23 protein-coding genes are annotated in these 25,140 nt (G+C 60.5%); 10 read left to right on the top strand and 13 right to left on the bottom strand.

Annotation, left to right across the window (positions count from 1 at the left end; translation table 11 throughout):
• Window positions 1-56: 56 nt before the first annotated feature.
• Together QYE47_RS07820 and QYE47_RS07815 are read right to left on the bottom strand one after the other, a co-directional pair.
• Window positions 57-416: a cell division protein ZapA gene (locus tag QYE47_RS07820; RefSeq protein ID WP_301158931.1), complete on the bottom strand. Its 360-nt coding sequence runs from the start codon at window positions 414-416 to the stop codon at window positions 57-59.
• Window positions 413-643 carry a hypothetical protein gene (locus QYE47_RS07815; protein ID WP_003255686.1) on the bottom strand — a complete coding sequence of 77 codons (231 nt, stop codon included), beginning with the start codon at window positions 641-643 and terminating at the stop codon, window positions 413-415. Before QYE47_RS07815 ends, QYE47_RS07820 begins: the two co-directional genes overlap by 4 nt.
• 266 nt (window positions 644-909) lie before the next feature.
• Between QYE47_RS07815 and QYE47_RS07810 the strand changes: the two genes are divergently transcribed.
• Window positions 910-2,535, top strand: coding sequence for a methyl-accepting chemotaxis protein (locus QYE47_RS07810; protein ID WP_003255688.1), 1,626 nt, complete (start codon window positions 910-912; stop codon window positions 2,533-2,535).
• Window positions 2,536-2,643: 108 nt separating this feature from the next.
• Here QYE47_RS07810 and gbcB read toward each other — a convergent pair whose 3' ends face one another.
• A complete protein-coding gene (gene gbcB / locus QYE47_RS07805) occupies window positions 2,644-3,744 on the bottom strand; it encodes a glycine-betaine demethylase subunit GbcB (protein WP_014589387.1) in 1,101 nt (366 codons plus the stop codon).
• Window positions 3,745-4,039: 295 nt separating this feature from the next.
• Here gbcB and gbcA point away from each other — a divergent pair, with 295 nt between their 5' ends.
• Window positions 4,040-5,332: a glycine-betaine demethylase subunit GbcA gene (gene gbcA / locus QYE47_RS07800; protein ID WP_014589386.1), complete on the top strand. Its 1,293-nt coding sequence runs from the start codon at window positions 4,040-4,042 to the stop codon at window positions 5,330-5,332.
• Window positions 5,333-5,375: 43 nt separating this feature from the next.
• On the opposite strand, the gene QYE47_RS07795 is transcribed toward gbcA, so the two are convergent.
• The 7 genes from QYE47_RS07795 to QYE47_RS07765 form a co-directional block, all read right to left on the bottom strand.
• Window positions 5,376-6,227, bottom strand: coding sequence for an RHS repeat-associated core domain-containing protein (locus QYE47_RS07795; RefSeq protein ID WP_257785622.1), 852 nt, complete (start codon window positions 6,225-6,227; stop codon window positions 5,376-5,378).
• Between the two features lie 658 nt (window positions 6,228-6,885).
• Window positions 6,886-7,656: an electron transfer flavoprotein subunit beta gene (locus QYE47_RS07790; RefSeq protein WP_003255694.1), complete on the bottom strand. Its 771-nt coding sequence runs from the start codon at window positions 7,654-7,656 to the stop codon at window positions 6,886-6,888.
• Between the two features lie 10 nt (window positions 7,657-7,666).
• Window positions 7,667-8,899 carry an electron transfer flavoprotein subunit alpha/FixB family protein gene (locus QYE47_RS07785; protein WP_014589384.1) on the bottom strand — a complete coding sequence of 411 codons (1,233 nt, stop codon included), beginning with the start codon at window positions 8,897-8,899 and terminating at the stop codon, window positions 7,667-7,669.
• Window positions 8,899-10,851, bottom strand: coding sequence for a dimethylglycine demethylation protein DgcB (gene dgcB / locus QYE47_RS07780; protein WP_004575952.1), 1,953 nt, complete (start codon window positions 10,849-10,851; stop codon window positions 8,899-8,901). The genes QYE47_RS07785 and dgcB overlap by 1 nt, the downstream gene beginning before the upstream one ends.
• A gap of 178 nt (window positions 10,852-11,029) precedes the next feature.
• A complete protein-coding gene (gene dgcA, locus QYE47_RS07775) occupies window positions 11,030-13,090 on the bottom strand; it encodes a dimethylglycine demethylation protein DgcA (RefSeq protein ID WP_070383360.1) in 2,061 nt (686 codons plus the stop codon).
• A 15-nt stretch (window positions 13,091-13,105) separates the two neighbouring features.
• Window positions 13,106-13,636, bottom strand: a complete 531-nt coding sequence (locus QYE47_RS07770; protein WP_003255698.1) for a DUF5943 domain-containing protein — start codon at window positions 13,634-13,636, stop codon at window positions 13,106-13,108.
• A 75-nt stretch (window positions 13,637-13,711) separates the two neighbouring features.
• Window positions 13,712-14,689 (bottom strand): dipeptidase, encoded by a 978-nt coding sequence (locus QYE47_RS07765; protein ID WP_003255700.1) that lies wholly within the window; start codon window positions 14,687-14,689, stop codon window positions 13,712-13,714.
• Between the two features lie 285 nt (window positions 14,690-14,974).
• Here QYE47_RS07765 and QYE47_RS07760 point away from each other — a divergent pair, with 285 nt between their 5' ends.
• The 3 genes from QYE47_RS07760 (at window position 14,975) to QYE47_RS07750 (ending at window position 16,913) form a co-directional block, all read left to right on the top strand.
• Window positions 14,975-15,391 (top strand): lysozyme inhibitor LprI family protein, encoded by a 417-nt coding sequence (locus tag QYE47_RS07760; protein WP_014589382.1) that lies wholly within the window; start codon window positions 14,975-14,977, stop codon window positions 15,389-15,391.
• A gap of 138 nt (window positions 15,392-15,529) precedes the next feature.
• Window positions 15,530-16,222: a hypothetical protein gene (locus QYE47_RS07755; protein ID WP_014589381.1), complete on the top strand. Its 693-nt coding sequence runs from the start codon at window positions 15,530-15,532 to the stop codon at window positions 16,220-16,222.
• A gap of 73 nt (window positions 16,223-16,295) precedes the next feature.
• Window positions 16,296-16,913, top strand: a complete 618-nt coding sequence (locus QYE47_RS07750; protein WP_014589380.1) for a hypothetical protein — start codon at window positions 16,296-16,298, stop codon at window positions 16,911-16,913.
• A 3-nt stretch (window positions 16,914-16,916) separates the two neighbouring features.
• Here QYE47_RS07750 and QYE47_RS07745 read toward each other — a convergent pair whose 3' ends face one another.
• A complete protein-coding gene (locus QYE47_RS07745) occupies window positions 16,917-17,864 on the bottom strand; it encodes a GlxA family transcriptional regulator (RefSeq protein ID WP_019436921.1) in 948 nt (315 codons plus the stop codon).
• 144 nt (window positions 17,865-18,008) lie between these two features.
• Between QYE47_RS07745 and choX the strand changes: the two genes are divergently transcribed.
• From choX to QYE47_RS07725, 4 genes are all read left to right on the top strand, one after another.
• The gene (choX, locus tag QYE47_RS07740; protein WP_070383359.1) at window positions 18,009-18,953 is read left to right on the top strand and encodes a choline ABC transporter substrate-binding protein; all 945 of its coding nucleotides are present in this window, start codon (window positions 18,009-18,011) and stop codon (window positions 18,951-18,953) included.
• A 123-nt stretch (window positions 18,954-19,076) separates the two neighbouring features.
• Window positions 19,077-19,961: a 3-keto-5-aminohexanoate cleavage protein gene (locus QYE47_RS07735; RefSeq protein WP_003255710.1), complete on the top strand. Its 885-nt coding sequence runs from the start codon at window positions 19,077-19,079 to the stop codon at window positions 19,959-19,961.
• Between the two features lie 64 nt (window positions 19,962-20,025).
• Complete coding sequence (locus QYE47_RS07730) at window positions 20,026-20,991, top strand: L-carnitine dehydrogenase (RefSeq protein WP_014589377.1); 966 nt, start codon at window positions 20,026-20,028, stop codon at window positions 20,989-20,991.
• A gap of 10 nt (window positions 20,992-21,001) precedes the next feature.
• Window positions 21,002-21,472 carry a thioesterase family protein gene (locus QYE47_RS07725; protein ID WP_014589376.1) on the top strand — a complete coding sequence of 157 codons (471 nt, stop codon included), beginning with the start codon at window positions 21,002-21,004 and terminating at the stop codon, window positions 21,470-21,472.
• Window positions 21,473-21,516: 44 nt separating this feature from the next.
• Here QYE47_RS07725 and QYE47_RS07720 read toward each other — a convergent pair whose 3' ends face one another.
• Entirely contained in the window at window positions 21,517-23,181 is a 1,665-nt protein-coding gene (locus QYE47_RS07720) for a reprolysin-like metallopeptidase (protein WP_014589375.1), read from the bottom strand.
• A 370-nt stretch (window positions 23,182-23,551) separates the two neighbouring features.
• Here QYE47_RS07720 and QYE47_RS07715 point away from each other — a divergent pair, with 370 nt between their 5' ends.
• Window positions 23,552-23,809, top strand: coding sequence for a hypothetical protein (locus tag QYE47_RS07715; protein WP_014589374.1), 258 nt, complete (start codon window positions 23,552-23,554; stop codon window positions 23,807-23,809).
• A 121-nt stretch (window positions 23,810-23,930) separates the two neighbouring features.
• On the opposite strand, the gene QYE47_RS07710 is transcribed toward QYE47_RS07715, so the two are convergent.
• Complete coding sequence (locus QYE47_RS07710; RefSeq protein ID WP_011953240.1) at window positions 23,931-25,037, bottom strand: GlxA family transcriptional regulator; 1,107 nt, start codon at window positions 25,035-25,037, stop codon at window positions 23,931-23,933.
• Window positions 25,038-25,140 lie beyond the last annotated feature (103 nt).

Raw genomic sequence — 25,140 nt, 5'->3', positions numbered from 1 at the left:
GATCTGAAGCAATCAGATGCACCGTGTAGGAGCGGGTTTACCCGCGAATGCGGTGTTCAAGCCACTGACGCATTCGCGGGTGAACCCGCTCCTACGGGGGGGCGGTGTACGGGCTTATTGTTGAGCGATGGCCGCACGATGGCATCCACCGTGGCGTCGATCTGCGCTTGAGTTCGCGCAAGGGTCTGCTGATGCTCTTTCTGCAGTTCGACCTGTTTGGAGCACAGGTTAAGGGCAGCCAGCACCAGCAGTTTGTCACCGATCAAGGTCGGGTACTGACGCTTGGTCTCGTTAAGGGCTTTGTTGAGCATCCGTACCGCCTGGGCCAGGGTTTCTTCCTGGCCTTCGGGCGCCTTGATCGAATAGTCGATGCCGAGGATCGACACGACATTGATCGGCTGCTCCTGCAGTCTCATGCGCCAACAACGCCCGCGCTGGCGCGCTCGACCAGGGCCTGGATGCGTGCTGCGGTAGCGCCGTTCTTCTCTTCCTGCTCCATCAGCGACAGCTGCAGGGTTTCGTTCTCTTCCTTGGCCTGGGCCAGTTCCTGGCCAAGGGCGGTGTTCTGCTCGATGAGTTGAGCGTTTTTCTGCATCAGGTCGCTGACCAGTTGCTCGATTTGATTCAGGGAAGCTTCCAGCATGGGTCTATCTCAGGTTGTTGCGAGGGGCACACACGATAAAGAAAAGTGCGCCCTATCGCCATTAAATATCGGATTCATAAGGTGTCGAACCCGCAGATTGACAGGGTAATCGACCCCTTGTTCCGACCTGGATCAACCGCCGGTCAGGAAAAGGTCAGCGGTTGCACCATTTTCCCCGAACGCATTCAAGACTGGCCAGTCACGACCGATAGCCCGGCAAGTCATATTTTGTCGCTCTTTTCCCACTTGCCTGGATCCTCCTCTCCATGTCCCTACGCAACATGAATATCGCCCCGCGCGCGCTTCTCGGCTTCGCGCTCATCGGCCTGCTGATGCTCGGCCTTGGTATCTTCTCCCTGGTGCAGATGGGCAACATCCGCCAGGCGGGCGTTGCCATCGAGCAAGTCAGCGTGCCCAGCATCAAGATCCTCGACGAACTCACCGCGCTGAACCTGCGCATGCGCACGCTTTCCTACCGCCTGCTGCTCAACCGCGAGCCGGCAACCCAACGCGATACCCTCGATCTGCTGGACCAGCGCAACAGCCAGATCGACCGGGCACGCCAGGCCTACCTGCCAATGATCGTCGCCGCCGACGAACAGGCAGCATTCGACCAGTACGGTCAGTTGCTCAACCAGTACCGCCAGTTGGAATCGCGCATGCGCACACTGAGCCAGGCCGACCGCCTGGATGAATTGCGTGACCTGCTCAACCGCGACCTGCTGGCCAACTCCGAGCAGATCAACAAGGTCATGGACACCTTGGTACGCATCAACACTGACCAGACTCGCGCCACCAACGAAAAAGCCGCCAACCAGTATGCCGGCGCTTTCGCTCTGGTGATCGGCCTGCTGGTTGCCGCCACCGTACTGACCTTCGCCTGTGCTTTCCTGCTGACCCGCAGTATCGTCAAGCCGATCGAAGAAGCACTCAAATGCGCCGAGCAAGTCGCCGACGGCGACCTGACCCACGTCATCCGCGCAGAGGGCACCGACGAAGCCGCCCGGCTGTTGCGCGCCATGGCGCGCATGCAGGACAAGCTGCGCGACACCTTGCAGCAGATCGCCGGCTCCGCCACCCAGCTGGCCTCAGCGGCAGAAGAGTTGAATGCCGTCACCGACGAAAGTGCCCGTGGCCTGCAGCAGCAGAACAATGAGATTGAACAGGCCGCCACTGCAGTCACCGAAATGACCAGTGCGGTGGAAGAAGTGGCGCGCAATGCCGTGAGCACTTCAGAAGCCTCCAGTGAAGCCAGCCGCTCCACCGGTGATGGTCGTGACCTGGTGATGGAAACCGTGGGTGCGATCGAGCGCATGAGTGGTGATGTGCAGGCCACCGCCAAGCTGATTACCCACCTGGCAGAACAGTCGCGCGACATTGGCAAGGTGCTCGACGTGATCCGTGGCCTGGCCGACCAGACCAACCTGCTGGCGCTCAACGCAGCCATCGAAGCCGCGCGGGCCGGTGAAGCGGGCCGTGGTTTTGCCGTGGTCGCCGATGAAGTGCGGGCATTGGCCCATCGTACACAACAGTCGACCAGCGAAATCGAGCGCATGATCGGCAGCATCCAGGGCGGTACGGAAGAGGCGGTAGAATCGATGCGCACCAGCACCGAGCGTGCGGAGTCGACACTGAACATCGCCCGTGGCGCGGGCATGGCACTGGACACCATCGCCGGCGCGGTGGCGCAGATCAACGAGCGCAACCTGGTGATTGCCAGTGCGGCCGAAGAGCAGGCCCAGGTAGCGCGGGAAGTGGACCGCAACCTGGTGAACATCAATGACCTGTCGGTGCAGAGTGCTACCGGGGCGCATCAGACCAGCGCGGCGAGTGCCGAGCTGTCGCGCCTGGCGGTAGACCTCAATGGCCTGGTAGCCCGGTTCCGCACCTAGAAGCATTCGCGGGCACGCCCGCTCCCACAAGGTTCACCGCAGTCCTGAAGATAGCGATGACCCTGTGGGAGCGGGCGTGCCCGCGAAGAATCCAGACTGGCCACTGGATCAGTAATCGATCCGCACATCCCCTTTCGGCACGCTGCAGCACGACAGGATGTAGCCCTCGGCTTCGTCCTCTTCGGTAATCCCGCCGTTGTGCTCCATCTCCACCTCGCCGCCCAGCTTGAGCACCTTGCAGGTGCCGCAGATGCCCATGCCGCAGGCTTTCGGGATCATCAGACCAACCTTGGCTGCCGCCGCATGCACGGTCTCGCCCGGGGCGATGCGGATGCTCTTCTCGCTGCCGATGAACTCCACCAGATTGAGGTCGGAAACGTCCAGCTCAGGTGCATCGGCCGCCTGCTCGGCGTGCTCCACGGCATCGGCCTTGGCTTCCGCCGGCGTCGCGCCGAACGACTCCTCGTGGTAATTCGCCATGTCGAAGCCGACCGCTTCGAGCAGGCGCTTGACCGCTGTCATGTACGGCGTCGGGCCGCAGCAGAACACCACGCGCTCCATGTAGTCCGGCGCGATCAGTTCCATCAGCCGCTGGTTCAGGTAACCGCGGTAACCTGCCCACGGCTCGCCCAGGCCATGCTTTTCGCAAATGATGTGCAGGCTGAAGTTGGGGATGCGCGAAGCCATCTGCTCCAGCTCGCGGTGATAGATGATGTCCTTCGGCGAACGGGCGCTGTGCACGAACACCATGTCGACATTGGCGTTGGTGTCGTAGAACCAGCGCGCCATCGACATCACCGGGGTAATGCCCACGCCACCCGACAGGTACAGCACCTTGCCCGACGGGAAGTCGATGGCGTTGAAAAGGCCCACAGGGCCGTGCACCGGCAGCTCGAGGCCTTCGTGCATGGTGTCGTGCAGGAAGTTGGAGACCAAGCCGCCCGGCACGCGCTTGACGGTGATAGAGAAGCTGTAGGGCACTGACGGCGAACTGGAGATGGTGTAGGACCGCATCACGGGCTTGCCTTCGATCTCCAGCTCCAGGGTGACGAACTGCCCTGGCTTGAAGAAGAACATGATCGGCTGGTCGGCCATGAAGCAGAAGGTGCGCACGTCCCAGGTCTCCTGGATGACCTTGACGCAGCGCACGATGTGGCGGCCGTTGGCCCAGGTCTGGGTAGTGACCGGATTGAGGAAGGTATCGGACATGTTCATCTCCAGCGGCCGACTATGGCCCTTTTCATGGCTGCGATAATGCGCAAGCTGAAGGCGACGCACATTCCTGCCTGCGACATCGACGTGCTTATCGCGACCAGCCCCGTGGCACAAGGGCTGGCGCGTCGTTATTCAAATCGGCCATGTCGCCCATGGATACGGTTCGCGGCGTCTTCGGACGCACACTCCACGGCAAAAGAACTAGCTGTTTTATCTGAAGCAGCCTTGCGGCACCACAACAACGATTAGCCACCTTTTGCCGGCCGCATACGGCCCCGAGGAATACACGATGGACGTCACCGCAACCCTGAGCCTGGGCGATCCACTTGAACCTGCACGCAAGGCTACCGCCGAGATGCTGCAGACCCGCGAGCGCACCTACTCGCTGCCCCAGCCTTTCTACACCGACGAGCGTCTGTTCCAGATCGACATGCAGGAGATCTTCCATAAAGAATGGTTGATCGCCGGCATGACCTGCGAGATCCCGGCCAAGGGCAACTACATCACCCTGCAGATCGGCAAGAACCCGATCATTGTGGTGCGCGGTGCCGAAGGCAAGGTGCATGCCTTCCACAACGTCTGCCGCCACCGCGGCTCGCGCCTGTGCGTCAGCGAGAAAGGCAAGGTGGCCAAACTGGTGTGCCCATATCACCAGTGGACTTACGAGCTGGACGGCCGCCTGCTGTTCGCCGGCACCGAGATGGGTGCTGACTTCGATATGAACCAGTACGGCCTCAAGCCCGTGAACGTGAAGGTTGCCGGCGGCTACATCTTCATCAGCCTGGCGGAAAACCCGCCTGCCATCGACGAGTTCCTGGCCACGCTGGACCATTACATGGAACCGTACGACATGGAGAACACCAAGGTGGCGGTGCAAACCACCTTGATGGAAAAGGCCAACTGGAAACTGGTGCTGGAAAACAACCGCGAGTGCTACCACTGCAACGGTTCGCACCCGGAACTGCTGCAAACCCTGCTGGAGTGGGACGACACCAACGACCCGCGTGCCAGCCAGGAATTCAAGGACCACGTGGCCGCCTCCGCCGCTGCCTGGGAAGCCGAGAAGATCCCGTACCTGCACAAGAGCCACGGCCTGCGTAACCGCATCGTGCGCATGCCGCTGCTCAAGGGCACCGTGTCGATGACCATGGACGGCAAGCAGGCCTGCCAGAAGCTGATGGGTCGCATCAAGAACCCGGACCTTGGCTCGATGCGCATCCTGCACCTGCCGCACTCGTGGAACCACTGCATGGGCGACCACATGATCGTGTTCACCGTGTGGCCGATCAGCGCCCAGGAGACCATGGTCACCACCAAGTGGCTGGTGCACAAGGATGCCGTCGAAGGTGTGGACTACAACCCCGAGAACATGCGCAAGGTGTGGGACGCCACCAACGACCAGGACCGCCGTCTGGCGGAAGAGAATCAGCGTGGGATCAACTCCACGGCGTACCAGCCTGGCCCGTATTCGAAGACTTACGAGTTTGGTGTGGTGAACTTCATTGACTGGTACAGCGGGCGGCTACTGAACAACCTGGGAGCAGAGCCGGCACCGTATCTGAAGGAAGTGCAGGCGCAGTAAACCGTACCACCCACCGGCACGGCAAATTGCCGTGCCAGTGGGTTTATGGTCGCCTTATGTCCCGATTCGGAGACGGAGGCGGCGCACTGGCTTCAGTACCCCAGCGACGCCACGCATCCGCAGCTGCTCGACCTGCCGAAGCGATCCTGGCCCCTAGTGCCATGCTTCTGCCCCACACGTACGAAGCCCCTTCGAAAACCATCCGCACACCGGTGACTTCATAGACCGTCTCCCAGGCTACCCTTACCCCCGACACTCCGGGCTGTCCTACCCCCCTCCATACAGCCTGTGCCGCCTCGGCGTTGGAGAACAAGCCACCGCTGATGTTCCCAATTGCGTTGCCCAGCCCCAGGCGACGGCCGTGACTGGTCAGTACATTACCAATCCACCCTTGTTCGACTCCGCTCATTGCGGTGCCTGCAACCCCCATTACTCCTGTGTAGAAAAGGCTAGTATTACCAATCCGGGATCTTAGGCTCGGCGCGGTATATTCCGCACCGGAATGCTGGCTTTGCAGGTCGGCGACCACGTTTCTGGCCGTTCGTGCGACAGCCCCGCCCAGCGTCACCGAACTTGAAAACATGCTTATGCCACTGATCGCCGGGCTAATCACGTCGACCCGGTTGCGGGCGGAGGTGACCGGGTAAGCGCCACTGGGGTCGACCCGGTTGATCGGGTCGCCATTACAATAGGCATAGGCATTCAGCCCACCATCTGAGAAAGGGCTGAGTGAGTCGGCAGAGTGAAAGCGCATCAGCACAGGGTTGTAGGTTCGCCGGCCGTTGCCCAGGTGATAGCAACCCGTCAGGCGATCGACCATCTGCCCGGCGAAGGCAATATTCCTTGCACCAGCATAGGCCCCGTATGCTGAATACGACCTTGGAATCCCGCCCATATGGGTAGGGATAACGGGTTGCAGCATGCCATGCATGATGAACGCTCAGCCGATAGTGATCGCTCATTCTACTCGCCTGAAACAGGACTGCTAACTGATAGAAATGATAGGTTCTTGGTACTTATTCACAGGTTTTGACTTGGGTGATCCTGAGTTTTTACCTGCACTCACCAAGAACGTATGCCAGAGCAGTGTTAGAGCCCGATTGGCTGTTTTCTGATCAAAGCATTCGAAGACAGGAACGGCGGGGCCTACAGCCGCTCTCAAACAGATTATCCACAGAGCGGCTAACAGAGATTGTGGGAAAGCCCCGACAAGAACCAGCATTGACCGCCTCAGGCGAAGCCGACGGAAGCTGATCATTTTATGATCTAAACCGTGTAAGCGCCGTTATATAAGGCTCCTAGCCATGCACCAACAATTTATCCACACCTTGGCGAACAGATTCCGTGGGCAAAACGGAGCGTACCTGACAGTTCGTCCAGTTTGCTGGAATCCAGGCATGTGACGGGGGAAATGAATAACTTATGCACAGGGAACTGGGCTATGGATTGTGTCGCAGGGGCCGCAGCGCGGCCCCAGGATCTGGATTCTGCCTCAGGATTGTCAGGGGGCTGCCAAGCGGCCCATCGCGTCACACAGGCCGCCCCCACGGGACTCAGCGCAATACGCCCTCTTCCACCAGCAACTTGAGGATCGCCTCAGCGCCTTCCTGCGGCGAAACGTCCTTCAGCACCTTGCCACCACCGCCACTGGCCTTGGCCGTCGCGGCCTTCATGCGGTCGGCGCCACTCTTGGCCTTGATCACCTTCAAGCGCTTGGGCCTTGGACGGGCCGGTTGCAGCTCGGCTTCAGCCAACAGCTCATCTTCGACAATGGCCACGTTACGCGCCGCCAATACCCCCCGACGCGCAGGCCCAAAAGCACTCTGGCGCGGCTTGGGCGCAGCGTTATCCACAGTCGCCAGCAATGGCAGACGCACCTTCAAGCGACGCCGCTGACCACGCGGCAGAGCCTGCAACACCTGCGCGGTGCCGTTGTCGATCGACTCCACCTCAGCCAACCCGACAATCAGCGGCCAGCCGAGCTTTTCGGCCAGCAGGAACGGCAACATGCCCGACCCCTCGCCAGTCTCGGCCTGGCTGCCAGTCAGCACCAGTTGGGCCCCGGCGTCGCGCAGATAATCGCCCAGCACGCCCAGCACATCGGCCCCGGCCGGTTGCTCCAGCACATCGAGGTGGTCCAGGCCCATGCCCAGGTAAGCGCGCAAGGCCTCTTCCTGTGGATCGCCCGCATGCACCACCTGCAAGTTATCCCCAGCCAGCTGCAAACCCAGCTCCACGGCACGGGCATCCTGCTCGGCGCGGCGGGCGCGGCCAGAGCTGGGGTGGGCACCAATGGAAACCAGGCTGATCACTTTCGTACTCATGCTCGTGCCCTTATGCCGCGTCGCGCTGGCCGCCGCTGCGGTAGTTGTCCACAGCCTCGATCAGCGCCTTGAGAATCGCCGAGCTGTCGCCAATCACCGACAGGTCAGCCCGTTTGATCATGTCGCAGCCCGGGTCCATGTTGATCGCCACCACCTTGTCGCAGGCACCGATACCCTGCAGGTGCTGGATCGCGCCCGAGATACCCACAGCCACGTATACACGCGCGGTAACCCAGGTGCCGGTTGCCCCCACCTGGCGGTTGCGCGGCATAAAGCCATCGTCCACTGCCACCCGCGAGGCACCTTCGGTAGCGCCGAGGGCTGCGGTGGCCTTGTGGTACAGGTCCCAGTCCTTGACTCCGTTGCCGCCCGAGACGATGAACTCCGCTTCGGCCATGGCAATGGTGGCCGGGTCGACGGCCACCGAGCCAAGGTCTTCGATGCGCGGCAGGCTGCGTACCACGCTTGTGGACAACTCCACCGGCAGCGCTTCGTGACGGGTTTCGCTGACCGGCTCGGCGCACTCGGCCGCCGCCAGGATCAGGCGCGGCACGGCGCGTTGCAGGTCTTGCTGGCCGGCACCGGCGCGGCCGATGCACTGGCCGTCCTTGACCTGCCATACCCGCGTTGCCGGGCGCTCGCCCAGCGCGGCGCCCAGGCGCCGACCCAGTTCACCGCCACCGGTGCGGCTGTCGGGCAGCAGCCAGTGGCGCGGCGCGAACTGGTTATCCACAGCCCGCAGGCCTTGCACCAGTTGCTCCGGTGCATAACCTTCAAAGGCCTCGCCTTCGATAACCAGGAGGCGGTCGACACCGGCTGTGGAAAAGTTGCTTTCCTTGTGCTCGTTGAACACCACGGCCAGCACCGCCCCGTCGCTGCCGGCCAGGCTGTGGGCCAGGCCAAGCAGGTCGCGGTCGTGGCTGCTCAGGCGGCCGCCAACCATGTCCGGCACGACGGCAATGTAGAACGCCGGCGCCGCCACCTGGTGCAGGGGCAACTTGACCTCGGCTGCTGCCGTGCGCCGCCCGCCCGCGCCGGTGCCCTGCTGGGCGCCGCTGCGGTCGATGCGCTTGATGCCGGCCGGGCCGACAAAGCCCGCGGCAATTGCATGTGGGTTCTTGCGGATGATGCCGTTAGGCCCCATCCAGCTGGTCTGCTGCGTCTGCATCGCGGCATGCAGCGGGTGCAGACGGTTACGGGCGATCCACTCGGCGCGTGGGTCGCGGCGGATAATGTCGCTCATCAGTGCACCTCCGCAGGTTCACGTTTAGCCGTTTGCGGCTTTGGGACAGTGGATGCGTCCTCTTCGATCAGCACGTCGGCCACCAGTTCAGCCAGGTCCTTGATCTGCGGGCGCGGTTCCACCACGCCTTCAAGCATGGCAGTGCACTGCGGGCAACCCACGGCTACCAGCTCGGCCTCGGTCTCACGGATGTCGTCCATGCGCATATCGGGAATACGCTGCTTGCCAGGGATGTCAGTGATCGGCGCACCGCCACCACCACCGCAGCAACGGGAACGGAAGCCCGAGCGCTGCATCTCGCGCACCTCGATACCCAGCGCCTTGAGCACTTCGCGCGGGGCCTCGTACTCGCCGTTGTAGCGGCCCAGGTAGCACGGATCGTGGTAGGTGACGCTGCCGCCCTTGTGCTGACCAAGGTTGAGCTTCTTGGCCGCGATCAGTTCGGCGATGTAGGTGCTGTGGTGCTGCACCTGGTAGTCACCGCCCAGGGCGCCGTATTCGTTCTTCAGCACATGGAAGCTGTGCGGATCGCAGGTGACGATGCGCTGGAACTTGTACTTGGCCAGGGTCTGGATGTTGCGCTTGGCCAGTTGCTGGAAGGTCGCCTCATCGCCCAGGCGGCGCGCCACGTCGCCGCTGTCGCGCTCTTCCAGGCCGAGTACGGCGAAGTCCACACCCGAGGCTTTCAACACTTTGACAAACGAACGCAAAGTACGCTGGTTACGCATGTCGAAGGCACCATCACCGACCCAGAACAACACTTCGGTCGCTTTCACTTCAGACAGCAGCCGCAGGTTAAGGTCGGCAGCCCAGTTCATGCGCCCGCCGGGGGCGAAGCCGCCAGGGTTGTCGGTGGCGATCAGGTTGTCCAGCACCTCGGCGCCCTTGTTCGGGGTGGCGCCCTTTTCCAGGGTGAGGTGGCGGCGCATGTCGACGATGGCATCGACGTGCTCGATCATCATCGGGCACTCCTCGACGCAGGCACGGCAGGTGGTGCAGGACCACAGCGTCTCGGCGTCGACCAGGCCATTGACGATCGGCTGGTGTGGATTGCCGCCGTGTTCGCCGATCGGTTTGCCAGGGTATGGGCTACCGGCGAATTGCGCGTCAGTGCCACCGGCAAGGCCGATGACCATGTCCTGGATGAGTTTTTTCGGGTTCAGCGGCTGGCCAGCGGCAAAGGCCGGGCACATGGCTTCACATTTACCGCACTGCACGCAGGCATCGAAGCCCAGCAGCTGGTTCCAGGTGAAGTCCACCGGCTTTTCCACGCCAAGGGGAGCGTTCGGGTCTTCCAGGTCCAGCGGCTTGAGGCCGGTGGAGCGGCCGCCGCCGAAGCGATCGGCACGGCGGTGCCAGGCCAGGTGCAAGGCACCGGCGAAGGCGTGCTTCATCGGGCCGCCCCAGGTCATGCCAAAGAACAGCTCCGACACACCCCACAGCACGCCCAGGCCCAGAACGGCGACCATCACCCAGCCACCGGTGTTGGCCGGCAGGATACCGGCGACCGGCAGGGTGGCAATGAAGAAGCTCACGGCGAACGCCAGCAAACTCTTCGGCAGGCGCATCCACGGGCCCTTGGACAGGCGAGAAGGCGGGTTGAGGCGGCGTTTGAAGACAAAGATCGCACCGGTGAACATGATCACCGTAGCCACCAGCAGTGCGTAGCCGAGGATCTTGCTCTGCAGGCCAAAACCATGCACCAGAATGGCCAGGACAGCAGACAGCACAAAGCCGCCCGCAGTGGCCACGTGGGTCTTGGACATGTATTTGTCGCGCTCAACCACGTGGTGCAGGTCCACCAGGTAGCGGCGCGGCATGGCCAGCAGGCCGCCGATCAGGTTGACCTTGGACGGCCGGCCACGGCGCCACATGCGCACCCGGCGCAAGGCACCGAGCACTGCCAGGCCAAGGGCAGCGAACAGCAGGATGGGTAGAAGGGTGTTCAACATGGGAGACTCCCACAAACAGCTGGATTCTTGCGCCGACCAGAGGGCGAGACTGGCCCCATGTAGGAGCGGGTTTACCCGCGAATGCGTCCGGTCAGGCAACAGTGTTGTCAGTGCTGACGCATTCGCGGGTAAACCCGCTCCTACAGGGATCGCGCCCGATGGCGGCGACTGTTAACGATCAGAAGTCCTTACACAGGCGCAAGGCGTCGTAAATCGCCGCATGCACGTTGCGCTGGGCCACGCAGTCGCCGATGCGGTACAGCAGGTAGCCTTCGCCCGGCTGGCTCAGGATCGGCTGTGGCTTGATGGCGAACAGCGCCTCCACGTCGATCTGGCCCTTGTTGCGCGAACCTTCCTTGAGCGCGTAGTACAGCTCTTCGTCAGGGCGCACACCGTTCTCAACCACGACTTGATCGACCACGCGCTCTTCCTTGGCGCCGGTGTATTCGTTCTCCAGTACCGCAACCAGCTTGTCGCCTTCGCGGTAGACCTTTTCCAGCATCATGTCGCCGGTCATGATCACTTCTTTGGGGTACATGCTGCGGTAGTAGGTGGGGAAGGTAGTACCACCCATGGCCACGCCTGGCTTGATATCGTCGGTGACGATCTCGACCTGGCTGCCTTTGTCAGCGATGAAGTCAGCTACCGACATACCGGTGAATTCGCAGATGGTGTCGTACACCAGCACGTTCTTGCCCGGCGCTACCTTGCCATCGAGCACATCCCAGCTGCTGACCACCAGCCCTTCAGCGGCGCCCCAGTGCTCATTCTGCTCCAGGAACGAGTGCCCACCTACCGCCAGCACGATGACGTCCGGGCACAGGTCCTGGATGGCAGCCACATCAGCGGCGGTGCCAAGGCGCAAGTCGACTTTCAGGCGAGCCAGTTCAAGCTGGTACCAGCGGGTGATACCGGCAATCTGGTCACGCTGCGGTGCCTTGGCGGCGATGGTGATCTGCCCGCCAATCTGGTCCCTCTTCTCGAACAGAGTTACGTCGTGGCCGCGTTCAGCAGCCACGCGGGCCGCTTCCATGCCGGCAGGGCCTGCGCCAACCACCACCACCTTGCGCTTGACGCCGGTGGTTTTTTCGATGATGTGCGGCACCCCCATGTATTCACGGGAGGTCGCGGCGTTCTGGATGCACAGCACATCCAGGCCCTGGTACTGGCGGTCGATGCAGTAGTTGGCACCGACGCACTGCTTGATCTGGTCGATCTGGCCCATCTTGATCTTGGCGATCAGGTGCGGGTCGGCCATATGCGCACGGGTCATGCCGACCATGTCCACGTAGCCGCCTTCAAGGATGCGCGTGGCCTGGTTCGGGTCTTTGATGTTCTGCGCGTGCAGCACCGGGACCTTGACCACTTCCTTGATACCGGCCGCCAGGTGCAGGAACGGCTCCGGCGGGTAGCTCATGTTGGGGATGACGTTGGCCAGGGTGTTGTGGGTATCGCAACCCGAGCCGACCACGCCGATGAAGTCGAGCATGCCGGTGGCGTCGTAGTAGGCGGCGATCTGCTTCATGTCCTCGTGGCTGAGGCCATCGGGGTGGAACTCGTCACCACAGATACGCATGCCCACGCAGAAGTCGTCACCCACTTCGGCGCGTACGGCTTTCAATACTTCCAGGCCGAATTTCATGCGGCCTTCAAAGGTGCCGCCCCATTCGTCGGTACGCTTGTTGACCCGCGGGCTCCAGAACTGGTCGATCATGTGCTGGTGCACCGCCGACAATTCCACGCCGTCCAGGCCGCCCTCTTTGGCGCGACGCGCAGCCTGCGCGTAGTTGCCGATTACCCGCCAGATCTCTTCCACCTCGATGGTTTTGCAGGTGGCGCGGTGCACAGGTTCGCGAATGCCCGACGGCGACATCAGCGTCGGCCAGTTGAAGCCGTCCCAGCGCGAGCGACGGCCCATGTGGGTAATCTGGATCATGATCTTGGCGCCATGCTTGTGCATGGCGTCGGCAAGGTTCTGGAAGTGCGGGATGATGCGGTCGGTCGACAGGTTGACCGATGCCCACCATTCCTGCGGGCTGTCGATGGCCACCACCGACGAGCCGCCACAGATGGCCAGGCCGATGCCGCCCTTGGCCTTCTCTTCGTAATACTTCACGTAGCGGTCGGTCGTCATGCCGCCGTCAGTGGCGTAGACCTCGGCATGCGCGGTGCTGAGCACACGGTTGCGGATGGTCAGTTTGCCGATCTGGATCGGCTGGAACATTGCTTCGAATGCCATGACGCTATCTCCGGCTTACAACGGCTTTGTAACGAACAGGCCATCTTCGTGGCCTTCTTCCGACCCGCCATAGACCTGCTCGGCCACGGTGCGGATCTTGCTGCCGCGGGCAGCGAGAATCTGGTCCATCGCGCCAGCGAACCAGCCGGTGAACATGTAGTCGACCTTGCGGCCGCACTTGCCATAGACGTACACGAACGCAGAGTGCTTGAGCTTGACGCTGCAGGTACCTTTATCCAGGTCGATATCCTGGATCTCGAACAGGCCCCAGCCACGCTGGCTCAGGCGCTTCATGTAGTGCTCGAACACCGCCACGCCTTCCAGGCCATGGCACTCGGCCTCTTTTTCACACCAGTGCCAGGCAGACTTGTAGCCAGCCTTGTAGAGGATCTCGGCATAGGCGTCGGCGCCCAGCACTTCCTCGATGCCCATATGGTTATTGACGAAGAAATGCCGAGGCACATACAGCATCGGCAAGGCGTCGCTGGTCCAGACACCGGTCTCGCTGTCGACTTCGATTGGCAATTGCGGGGCGATTTTGGCCATGGAAACTCAACTCCATAAAATTTTTTGTGGGTGCCCCGGCGTTGCTGGCAGGGGCTATCAGGCTTGGAGAGCGGCTTACTCGCCCCAGACATCCTTGAGGACGTTTACCCAGTTCTCGCCCATGATCTTGCGCACCACGCGCTCGGAATGGCCGCGTTTGAGCAAGGTCTCGGTGAGGTTGGGGAATTCGCCGACAGTGCGAATGCCCAGTGGGTTGATGATCTTGCCGAAGTTGGTCAGGCGGCGGGCGTAGCCCTTGTCATGGGTCAGGTATTCGAAGAAGTCCTGGCCGTGACCCTGGGTGAAGTCGGTACCGATACCGATGGCGTCTTCACCGACGATATTCATGGTGTACTCGATGGCCTCGGCGTAGTCATCGATGGTCGAGTCAATGCCTTTGGCCAGGAACGGCGCGAACATGGTGACGCCAACGAAACCGCCGTGATCGGCGATAAACTTCAGCTCTTCGTCCGACTTGTTGCGCGGGTGCTCCTTCAGGCCCGAAGGCAGGCAGTGCGAGTAGCACACCGGCTTTTTCGATTCGAGGATGACTTCTTCGGAAGTCTTGGAGCCGACGTGGGACAGGTCGCACATGATGCCGACACGGTTCATCTCGGCAACGATCTCGCGACCGAAGCCGGACAGCCCGCCGTCACGCTCGTAGCAGCCGGTGCCCACCAGGTTCTGGGTGTTGTAGCACATCTGCACGATGCCCACGCCCAGCTGCTTGAACACGTCCACATAAGCGATCTGGTCCTCGAACGCATGGGCGTTCTGGAAGCCGAAGAGGATGCCGGTCTTGCCCAGCTCCTTGGCCTTGCGGATGTCGGCGGTGGTGCGCACCGGCATCACCAGGTCGCTGTTGTCGCGGATCAGCTTCTGGCTGGACGCGATGTTATCGACGGTAGCCTTGAACCCTTCCCAGACCGACACCGTGCAGTTGGCCGCCGTGAGGCCGCCTTTGCGCATGTCTTCGAACAGCTCGCGGTTCCATTTGGCGATGATCAGGCCATCGATGACGATGCTGTCGGCGTGTAGTTCGGCTGGGCTCATCAGGCTGTCCCCTTTTATAGAGTTGGGTCGCGCCAAACCTTCTGCCGGCGCTTTGAGGCCAGCATATGCCTGTGCCCCGAGGCGCCCCGGTGCAAAAACGACAGGGGGTTTGCCGAAAGCGTCAATGCGCGACAAGAGCGCGTCTGGCGCGTGTTCCGGGGATGAGAGACAGTCTCGATAACGACATTTGCGGCCGGTACATGAACATTTGGTCAGGGAGCTACCACCTGACCTCTGGCTGAGCGAGAATCCCTGCGATTCGACAGCCTGTTGAGGAGAAAACGGATGAAATCAATGGCATGGCTGGTGCTGCTGGCCATCGTGAGCGGGGCCCAGGCCGGTGAGGAAGAAAGCACACCTTGCGACAATGTGGAGAACGACCAGCAAACCTTCGCCTGTGCAGCATTCAACAAACAGGTCGCCGAGCGTGAGCTGCAGTCGGCCTATGACGACCTGGTTGCGCGCATGCGTGATCAGTTCGGCGACGAGGCAGGCCTGATGTCGCGAATAGAGGCAGCCGAGAAAGTCTGGAGCCAACTGCGCGATGCAGACTGCAAGGTCGAAACCCATGCTGAACAACCCGGCAGCAACGCCTACCAGATCGCCTGGAACAGCTGCATTGCACAGCGCAGCGATGAGCGAGCGGAGTATTTGCGCAGCCTGGGCTCGCAAAACAGTGACGAGCCGGCACCCGAAGATTGATCAGCACGCGCGAGTGAAGGATCAACTCCAGAGGAACAACATGCCGCTGATGCCCCCTGCGTAATTACTCGATAGTGCCCTCAGACCACGTGCTCACCATGTGTGTCTTGGAACTCACAACTATCAAGGAATTACAAAGTGGCTGACATCAAAGTTGAAATGGAAAAAATCCGCAAAGAGGGTCAAGAGCGCGTAGCCGCTACCGGCCAGACCATCTGCATCTTCGCTGACAATGTGCCTGCCAACATTGCAGAAGACATCCTGGCCGGCATGCGCTTGATGACCGAACTGGCCAACAAGAAGTTCGACAAGGAGACCCAGCAGCGCGAGTGGTACAACTTCTACAACGATGGCCTGATCAAGTTTGGCTGGACCATGACGGGCGCAGCACATGCCGAAGATGCCATTGATGAGGACAACCTGACCCTGGCAGAGCTGATTACCAAGTCCGTCACCATCAGCGTCTCCGCGGACCCTCGTCGCGCCGCCTGCGCCAGGCGAGTTCTGCAAATTGTCGTGCAGAAACCGGAAGTCAAGGCGCACCTGGAAAAGCACAGCCATAGCGAATCCGGCAAATCGAGCAACTTCGTGGTCGCCCAGTGCGAAATGACGCCACAAGGCCTGCCCGCGATGCACATGACCAGCTTCCAGGCCAGCTACGACTCGAAAGTCGAGCGTGAAGGCGCCCTGACGCGCAAGGTCGACAAAACCTCTACCCGCGTCTATCGCGCTTCGCAACAAGGCACGTTCAGCGTTCGTCACTTCGACGCTGCACGTGACCTTGTGAATGAGAAGATCAAAGGCGACCTCGGCGCGTTTCTCGCTATCTGATTAGCGAGGCCGGGTACCAGAGCGCGCTGGTACCCGGTTCTGGTCATCTGCATCCATCAAGGAGCAATGCCATATGGGTGATACGAGCCTGGATACCCGAATATTCGAGGAGCGGCTAAGCATCAAGCCTGCGCCCTGGCTGACACTCGATACATGGGAAGATTTGCAGCTATGCCTGCGTTATTCACAAGCAGTGGCCAATGAAAAATACTCGATGGAAACCCAGCCTCAGCAATGGTTCACTGTCGCTCGCGCCACCTTGCAATCATTGAAATTCACCCTGTTCGAACATACTCATAGAACCATCGTGTATGAGCCGAACTTGCTTGCGTTAAGCGATGTTTACAGTGGCTATCTCCCCCCGCCCCGCGAGAAAGGACCTTGGTTCAAGAGCCTCGAAGAGAATGTTCAAGCCGCTCTGCAATCGGCAGGTACGCGTACCTTCACCGTCATGAACGCCTCTTCACATCTAAGTATTGAAATGGACCATGAAGGGGACCATGTCCCGGTTGCGATCCTGTTTTATGCCTACTGCATTACCGACCCGGTCGAGCCCACCAGAAAGTTGAACCTGGTATTTGACCATCTGGGTGCACGCTTCAATGCAGCGGGTTTCGCCCCGCTTCGCGAGGATCTGCAAGCAAGGAATCGTGAAAAGCTAAGGGCCATTCTCGAGCGAGAACTGGATTGAAGCTCACTTTGTACCGCTGGGCCGTCGCTCTTCCCGCGGGCACCGTCCAAACCTCAGCTTGTAGCGCCGCGTGAAATAGGATGGCAGTTCAAACCCGCACGCAAGGCTGACTTCAGTCACCGACATGTCGGTCTGGGCCAACAGCTGGCGCGCCTTGTCCAGCCGTAACCCAAGATAGAAACCGCTCGGTGTTGCATCAAGGTGCATGCGAAACAAACGCTCCAGTTGACGCCGTGTCACCTTGATCGCGGCAGCCAGTTCCAGCGTAGTCAGCGGTGGCTCGATGTGTTTTTCCATTTCTCCAATGGCATGGACCAGCTTCTTGTTGCTGATGCCATAACGCGCACCGATCTGCATGCGCTGGTGGTCCTGGCGCTGACGGATACGACCCAGCACGAACTGCTCGGACACCTTGACCGCCAGTTCGCTGCCGTGAGATTGGGCAATCAGGTGCAGCATCAAATCGATTGAGGCCGTTCCGCCGGCACAGGTGATGCGGCTGCGGTCAATCTCGAACAGCTCCTGGGTAGCTTGAAGGCCTGGGTAGCGCTCCTTGAATGCCTCAAGCGCCTCCCAATGCAATGTCGCCCGGTAGCCCTCGAGCAGCCCTGCCTCGGCCAGCACCATCGCGCCCGTATCGATGCCCCCGAGCATGACAGCTTCGTGGTTGAGCCGGCGCAACGCATGCAGCAGTTTGGGTGCGACATTGGCCAGTGGTTCGAAGCCCGCGACCACCAGCAGGATGTTGGCCGGCTCGCCCTCCCCCAGGGCGGCATCGGCATTGATCGACATGCCATTGCTCGCCAGCACCGCCTCACCGTCCAGGCTAAGCACCTGCCACCGGTACAACTGCCCACCAAAACGATTGGCCACCCGCAGTGGCTCCACCGCCGAAATGAACCCCATGGCAGAAAAGCCGGGCACCAACAGAAAGGCAATCGTCTCCATCATCCTCTCCTCCACAGAAACTGGTCGCCCCGGTGCTAATTCCTGTCGCTAGCGTGCGCTTGGGCAAGGTAGCGCCAGCGTAGCGTATTCACACGGTCCGCAGAGGCCGCCCTCAATAACAATATGCACTGCCGATGGAGAGCCACCATGCACAGCTTGATCCGCCGCAGCCTGTTGCCCCTTGCCCTGAGCAGCATCGTCGCCACCCCGCTTTTCGCCGCCGAGCCCGCCGCCTGCAAAAACGTGCGCCTTGGCGTGGTCAACTGGACCGACGTCATTGCCACCAGCGCCATGGCCCAGGTACTGCTCGACGGCCTGGGGTACCAGACCAAACAGACCAGTGCCTCGCAACAGATCATCTTCGCCGGCATACGCGACAAACGCCTGGACATGTTCCTGGGTTACTGGAACCCGATCATGACCCAGACCATTACCCCGTTCGTCGATGCCAACCAGGTCAAGGTGCTGGACAAGCCAAGCCTGGAGGACGCGCGCGCCACCTTGGCCGTGCCGAAATACCTCTACGACAAGGGCCTGAAGACCTTCGCCGACATCCACAAGTTCGAGAAAGAGCTGGACGGCAAGATCTATGGCATCGAACCGGGTTCCGGCGCCAATACCCAGATCAAGGCGATGATCACCAAGAACCAGTTCGACCTGGGCAAGTTCCAGCTGGTCGAGTCCAGCGAGGCCGGCATGCTCGCCGCCGTCGACCGCGCGGTGCGGCGCAAGGAGGCCGTGGTGTTCTTCGGCTGGGCGCCGCACCCGATGAACGTGAACATCGACATGGCCTACCTGGGTGACAGCCAGGATGCGCTCGGCCCTGACGAAGGCCGTGCGACGGTGTGGACGGTGACGGCGCCGGACTACGCCGAACGCTGCCCCAATGCCCACCGCCTGCTGGCCAACCTGAAGTTCAGCGCCGAGGACGAGAGCCGCATGATGCAGCCACTGCTCGACCACAAGGACGCGCTGGAATCGGCCCGCCAGTGGCTCAAGGACCACCCCGAGGACAAGGCCCGCTGGCTTGAGGGTGTGACCACCTTCGATGGCAAGCCGGCTGCGGACAACCTCAAGCTTACCGCCAACTGACAGGGCCCTTTCGCGGGCATGCCCGCTCCCACAGGTACAGCGCCACACTCGGGATCACATTGATCCTGTGGGAGCGGGCATGCCCGCGAAAACGCCAACACCGACATCACAAGGAACTGCACCATGAACCACGACGTCATCATCACCTGCGCCCTCACCGGCGCCGGCGACACCGCCTCGAAAAGCCACCTGGTCCCGGTCACCCCCAAACAGATCGCCGAATCCGCCGTAGAGGCCGCCAAGGCCGGCGCCACCGTGGTCCACTGCCACGTCCGCGACCCGCAGACCGGCCGTTTCAGCCGAGATGTAAACCTCTACCGCGAAGTCATGGAGCGTATCCGCGAAGCCGACGTGGACATCATCGTCAACCTCACCGCCGGCATGGGCGGCGACCTGGAAATCGGCCCGGGTGAAACGCCGCTGGCGTTCGGCCCGGGCACCGACCTGATCGGCCCGCTGGAGCGCCTGGCCCATGTCGAAGCACTGTTGCCGGAAATCTGCACCCTCGACTGCGGCACCCTCAACTTCGGCGATGGCAACTCGATCTACGTGTCCACCCCGGCCCAACTGCGCGCCGGTGCCAAGCGCATTACCGAACTGGGGGTGAAGGCCGAGCTGGAAATCTTCGACACCGGCCACCTGTGGTTCGCCAAGCAAATGATGAAGGAAGGCCTGCTCGAAGACCCGCTGTTCCAACTGTGCCTGGGCATCCCTTGGGGCGCACCGGCCGACACCACCACCATGAAGGCCATGGTCGACAACCTGCCCGCCAACGTCACCTGGGCAGGCTTCGGCATCGGCCGCATGCAAATGCCGATGGCCGCTCAGGCAGTGCTGCTGGGCGGCAACGTGCGGGTGGGCCTGGAAGACAACCTGTATCTGGACCGTGGGGTGCTGGCCAGCAACGGCCAATTGGTGGAACGCGCGAGCGAGATCATCACCCGCATGGGTGGCCGCGTGCTCAGCCCGGCAGAAGGCCGGGAAAAAATGAACCTCAAGCGCCGCTGATCCTTTCAACGATCGCAAATGCGCCGAAGACCCTGATGACTGTGTTTTACCCTGAGGACTAGCTATGCCCTTTATCACTGAAATCAAAACCTTCGCCGCCCTGGGTAGCGGCGTGATCGGCAGCGGCTGGGTCGCCCGCGCCCTCGCCCACGGCCTGGACGTGGTGGCTTGGGACCCGGCGCCCGGCGCCGAACAGGCACTGCGCAAACGGATCGCCAACGCCTGGCCGGCACTGGAAAAACAAGGCCTGGCCCCTGGCGCATCGCAAGACCGCCTGAAGTTCGTGGCAACCATCGAGGAATGCGTGCACGACGCCGACTTCATCCAGGAAAGCGCGCCAGAGCGCCTGGACCTCAAGCTTGAGTTGCACGCAAAAATCAGCGCCGCAGCCAAGCCTGACGCAATCATCGGTTCCAGTACCTCGGGCCTGCTGCCAAGCGAATTCTACGAGTCGTCCACTCACCCGGAGCGCTGCGTTGTCGGCCACCCGTTCAACCCGGTGTACCTGCTGCCGCTGGTCGAGATTGTCGGCGGCAGCCGCACCTCACCCGAAGCCATTGAAGCCGCCAAAACCATCTACACCGCACTCGGCATGCGCCCACTGCATGTGCGCAAGGAAGTGCCAGGCTTCATCGCCGACCGCCTGCTCGAAGCGCTCTGGCGCGAGGCCCTGCACCTGGTCAACGACGGCGTGGCCACCACCGGCGAAATCGACGACGCGATCCGCTTCGGCGCAGGCTTGCGCTGGTCGTTCATGGGCACGTTCCTTACCTATACTCTGGCCGGTGGCGATGCCGGCATGCGCCATTTCATGTCGCAGTTCGGCCCGGCTCTGAAGTTACCCTGGACGTACCTTCCGGCACCGGAGCTGACCGACAAGCTGATCGACGACGTGGTAGACGGCACTTCCGAGCAACTGGGCGAGCACAGCATCGCCGCACTGGAGCGCTACCGCGACGACACCCTGCTGGCGGTGCTGGAAGCGGTGAAGACCAGCAAGGCCAGCCACGGCATGTCGTTCGGCGATTAAGGAGACCAAGATGCCTGCTCTGATCACCTACCGCACCACGGTCCAAGAGGACTGGGTCGATTACAACGGGCATCTGCGGGATGCCTTCTACCTGCTGATCTTCAGCTACGCGACCGATGCGCTGATGGAGCGCATTGGCCTGGACGCCGACAGCCGAGGGCAAAGCGGTAATTCGCTGTTCACGCTGGAGGCGCATATCAATTATCTGCACGAGGTGAAGCTGGCCACCGAGGTGTGGGTGCAGACGCAGATCATCGGCTTCGATAAAAAGCGACTGCACTTGTATCACAGCTTGCATCGATCAGGTTTTGACGAGGCGTTGGCCGCCAGTGAGCAATTGCTTTTACATGTGGACCTGGCGGGGCCAAAGGCAAAGCCATTTGGAGAATCCAGCACCCATCGACTACAAAGCGTGGTCGATGACCAACGGGATTTACCAACGCCAGCCTTTACAGGCCGTGTGATAAAGATTCCTAGTTGATACCAACGAGAGCAGTCAGACCATGGCTGCTCGCTAGGCCTCGGTTATTGTGGGATATCGAGATTTATCCAGCTTTGGTACCTACCGTTATCACATGTCAATAACTCAGGCCCCGGCTTCAAGCTGGGCTGAGAGCCTAGGCAAAGGTTGCGATTATAACTCTGTATTTTCAAGGTATGATCGGGCTGCGCTGATACCATCCAGAGAAGACCATCTTTGACTGTTGCAGGGCATGACTCAGCCAAAACATAATTATCAGCCCGCGCGACCATACATTTACCGCCCGGAGCCACAATCCTGAACGTACCCGCCTCGCCCCACGGCTCTAACGTCCATTTTTGCTGGGGGCCAGGAGAGCATGCGACGAACTGGATACTTGATCCGGCAAAATCCTGCAGGCAGGGGTGAGTGGAACCTTGATCCAGCCGACCTTTATTTTTAAGCACTCCCGGCATGGGAGGGTAGAAACTCTCTATACTTGCCCTACGCTCGTTGATCGCGCGGGCGACATCATGATGTGCGACAGTTCCCAGAGGTTGTCCTTGATAACTCAGCCGCGGATTGGAGTAAAACGGTACTCTCGGACATGTCGGGCTACAGTTAGCAGACATCTGAGTTCGGAATCTGAGGTTCCCCCCATCCGGAGCGTAGCGATATCCATGGATATAATTATCACTTTGCCCATCCCAGTTATGAGTCATGCCAAAGTTGTGGCCGATCTCGTGGGCTAACGAGGTAATGCAATTAATCGCCGAAAAGCCTTGCGTCTTATTACTCGACGGCTTACCCGCGCCGCAAAACTCACTATTGGCAACGTACATCGAGACTAGATCAGCCCTAAGCTCCACCCTTTTGGCATTGACAGCGGGATTATTATATTGAACCTCATTGAGGAGCGTTCCAAAGTCTTTCCCCACTTCGTCAATAGCAGAATCTATAAACCCCGCAAACTCGTAAGTAATATCCACCTTGCTATTTTTTGCAATTTGATTTACATCCTGCAACCCTAGCATCAAATCAGCACGATAGTTTGGATTTTTCGCGCGAGACTGCACTGTACTTACAAATAGCAGCCTTATTATACTGTAGGCAGACGAGACCTGCTGCGATTCTTCTAGAGCAGGGGATGCCGGAAACCCAACGTCTACGCCCAGTGCATCTTCAGAGGGTAACTTTGACTCATCAACCTTGATCAGCACGTGCGTATCTGAACCGATATAAACCAATCGGTATCGCTGGCCATCCACCAAAAAATTGCCTGCCAACTGATTACCAAGGCGAATGATTGACATATAATACTCAGGATCGAAATCAATTTCTGCTTCCGCCCCTGAGCGGCCTGCCTTCCACTTTGAAGGCTGATAGCCAACCCATCCTTCGTACCCATCAGCCAAGACATTGAAGTTCCGCCGGTTAAACTTCTCAGCCTTTCGATTCGGCAGTGTTATAGCTATATTTTCAGTGTTCCCTCCAATCAATGATGCATCAACATTCACTAGCGTGAATTCTTCATTAGCGGGGTCGGCCAACAAAGTTTTTAGATGACCTTTTGCTGTTTTCTGAAGCATCTGGCGGTTTTGAGTAGGCTGCAGTGTAAACAGCTGCGGAACAACACTCGCAACAGTACTCGTTTGCGGGGTAGATGACGAACATGAAGCCATTATCAAGGTCGCGCCCAGGACAATGATCATGCAGATATTCTTTTTCACGTTTTCCGCTCCTGTGGAATCCATCTGCCACAAAAGAGCACAAATTTCTGCAGTCCGTCACCTGACATAAATGCTAGGTGTATGAATGTATAGGGGAGTCTGGCGGAATAAAAATAACCCCGGAAAGCCGTGAGCTACCGGGGCCAAGAGCGAGCAACATCCACTGTGCGTGAGCGAGGGTGACCAAACCCTCTGTACCGTGAATGGCTCCAGTGTGCGTGCTTGCCTGGCAGGGGATTTAGTCGTAAACGACCTGTTCTTAGCCAAAGCAGCCATGGCGACATTCTGTCCTTGCGAGGCTGTCGCGCACGTCACAGAATCGGTCGTAAATCACAGCAGCACTCTCTTAGCGATAAAAGGGACAACAGCCATGATGCATGCGGATTTGATTGATCAGGACGACCTCGCCGGCCACCTGCGCTCGCGCGGTTTCGATATTCCTGCAGGAGCCAGTGCCGAGCAGGCTTGCGAAGCGGTGGTGCGTGGGCTGACCGAGCCCAATGCACGGGCGCTGAAGGGGATGGTGGAGCAGATGTACACCGGTAGTGCGACGATCCTGCCGGCGGTGCGCCAGGCCATCGACAAGCAACTGTTGCCGGCATTGGCGCAGTTCAACAAACGCGCGTAATTCATTTACCCAGGACCGGACCCTTCGCGGGACAAGCCCGCTTCCACAGGATCACCGCTGGCTCAAGCTCAGCGGGTGACCTGCGGGAGCGGGCTTGTCCCGCGAAAAAGTCGACTCGGTGTCAGAGCCTTACACTGGCAAAGGTCGACTCGTTGCGTGCCTGGCTCAGGGCCGCCATCGGCCCGCTGTGCGGCGACAGGGTCATGGCCTGCGGAATCGGCATCATGGCCACCTGCTGCGCGGTGTTGGACCCCACGCGCTCGTCACGCGGCGGAATGCCGAAGTACTCGCGATAGCACTTGGAGAAGTGCGGGGTCGACACAAAGCCGCACACCGATGCCACTTCGATGATCGACATCGGCGTCTGCTTCAGCAGCTGCCGCGCACGGATCAGGCGCAACTTCAGGTAGTAGCGCGACGGCGAGCAGTGCAGGTACTTCTGGAACAGGCGCTCCAACTGGCGTCGCGAAACCGCCACATACACTGCCAGTTCGTCCAGGTCGATCGGTTCCTCCAGATTGGCCTCCATCAACGCGACGATTTCCTGCAACTTCGGCTGGTTGGTGCCAAGCATGTGCTTGAGCGGCACGCGCTGGTGGTCTTGCTCGTTGCGAATACGCTCGTAGACGAACATCTCGGAAATCGCCGCCGACAGCTCACGGCCGTGATCACGGCTGATCAGGTGCAGCATCATGTCCAGCGGCGCGGTGCCACCGGAGCTGGTGAAGCGGTTGCGGTCAAGGGTGAACAGGCGGGTGCTCATGTTCACCCGCGGGAAGGCTTCCTGCATCGCGGCCAGGCATTCCCAGTGCACGCTGCAATCGAAGCCGTCGAGCAGGCCAGCGCAGGCCAGTGCCCAACTGCCGGTGCACACGGCACCCAACCTGCGCGACTGACGGGCCTGGGCTTGCAGCCAGGTGACGTGTTCACGGGTGACGGAGCGCTGGATGCCAACACCACCACAGACAATCACGGTGTCGATGGGCGGAGCATTGCTGATTGCGGCATCCGGTGTGATTTGCAGGCCATCGCTGGCCCACACCTGGCCGCCATCGATCGTCAGCGTGTGCCAACGATACAGCTCACGGCCAGACAGCTGGTTGGCCATGCGCAGCGGCTCGACCGCCGATGCCAGGGAAATCAGGGTGAAATTGTCCAATAGAAGAAACCCGATGGACTGGGGTGTTGTGCGGTTCTGGGTTGGATTCCCGGAGGTGTACGACGTCATCGCGATTTCTCCTCACACAAATGCAGGGTGTGCCTCAGGCGGGCACTTACTTCTTGTTATGACCCCTCGGTCATTTTCCGGGGGTAGGCTTGCCAATCTCAAC

The organism is Pseudomonas sp. 2,4-D (assembly GCF_030418155.1).
Classification (GTDB): domain Bacteria; phylum Pseudomonadota; class Gammaproteobacteria; order Pseudomonadales; family Pseudomonadaceae; genus Aquipseudomonas; species Aquipseudomonas alloputida.
This window is presented reverse-complemented; position numbering and strand designations above follow the sequence as displayed.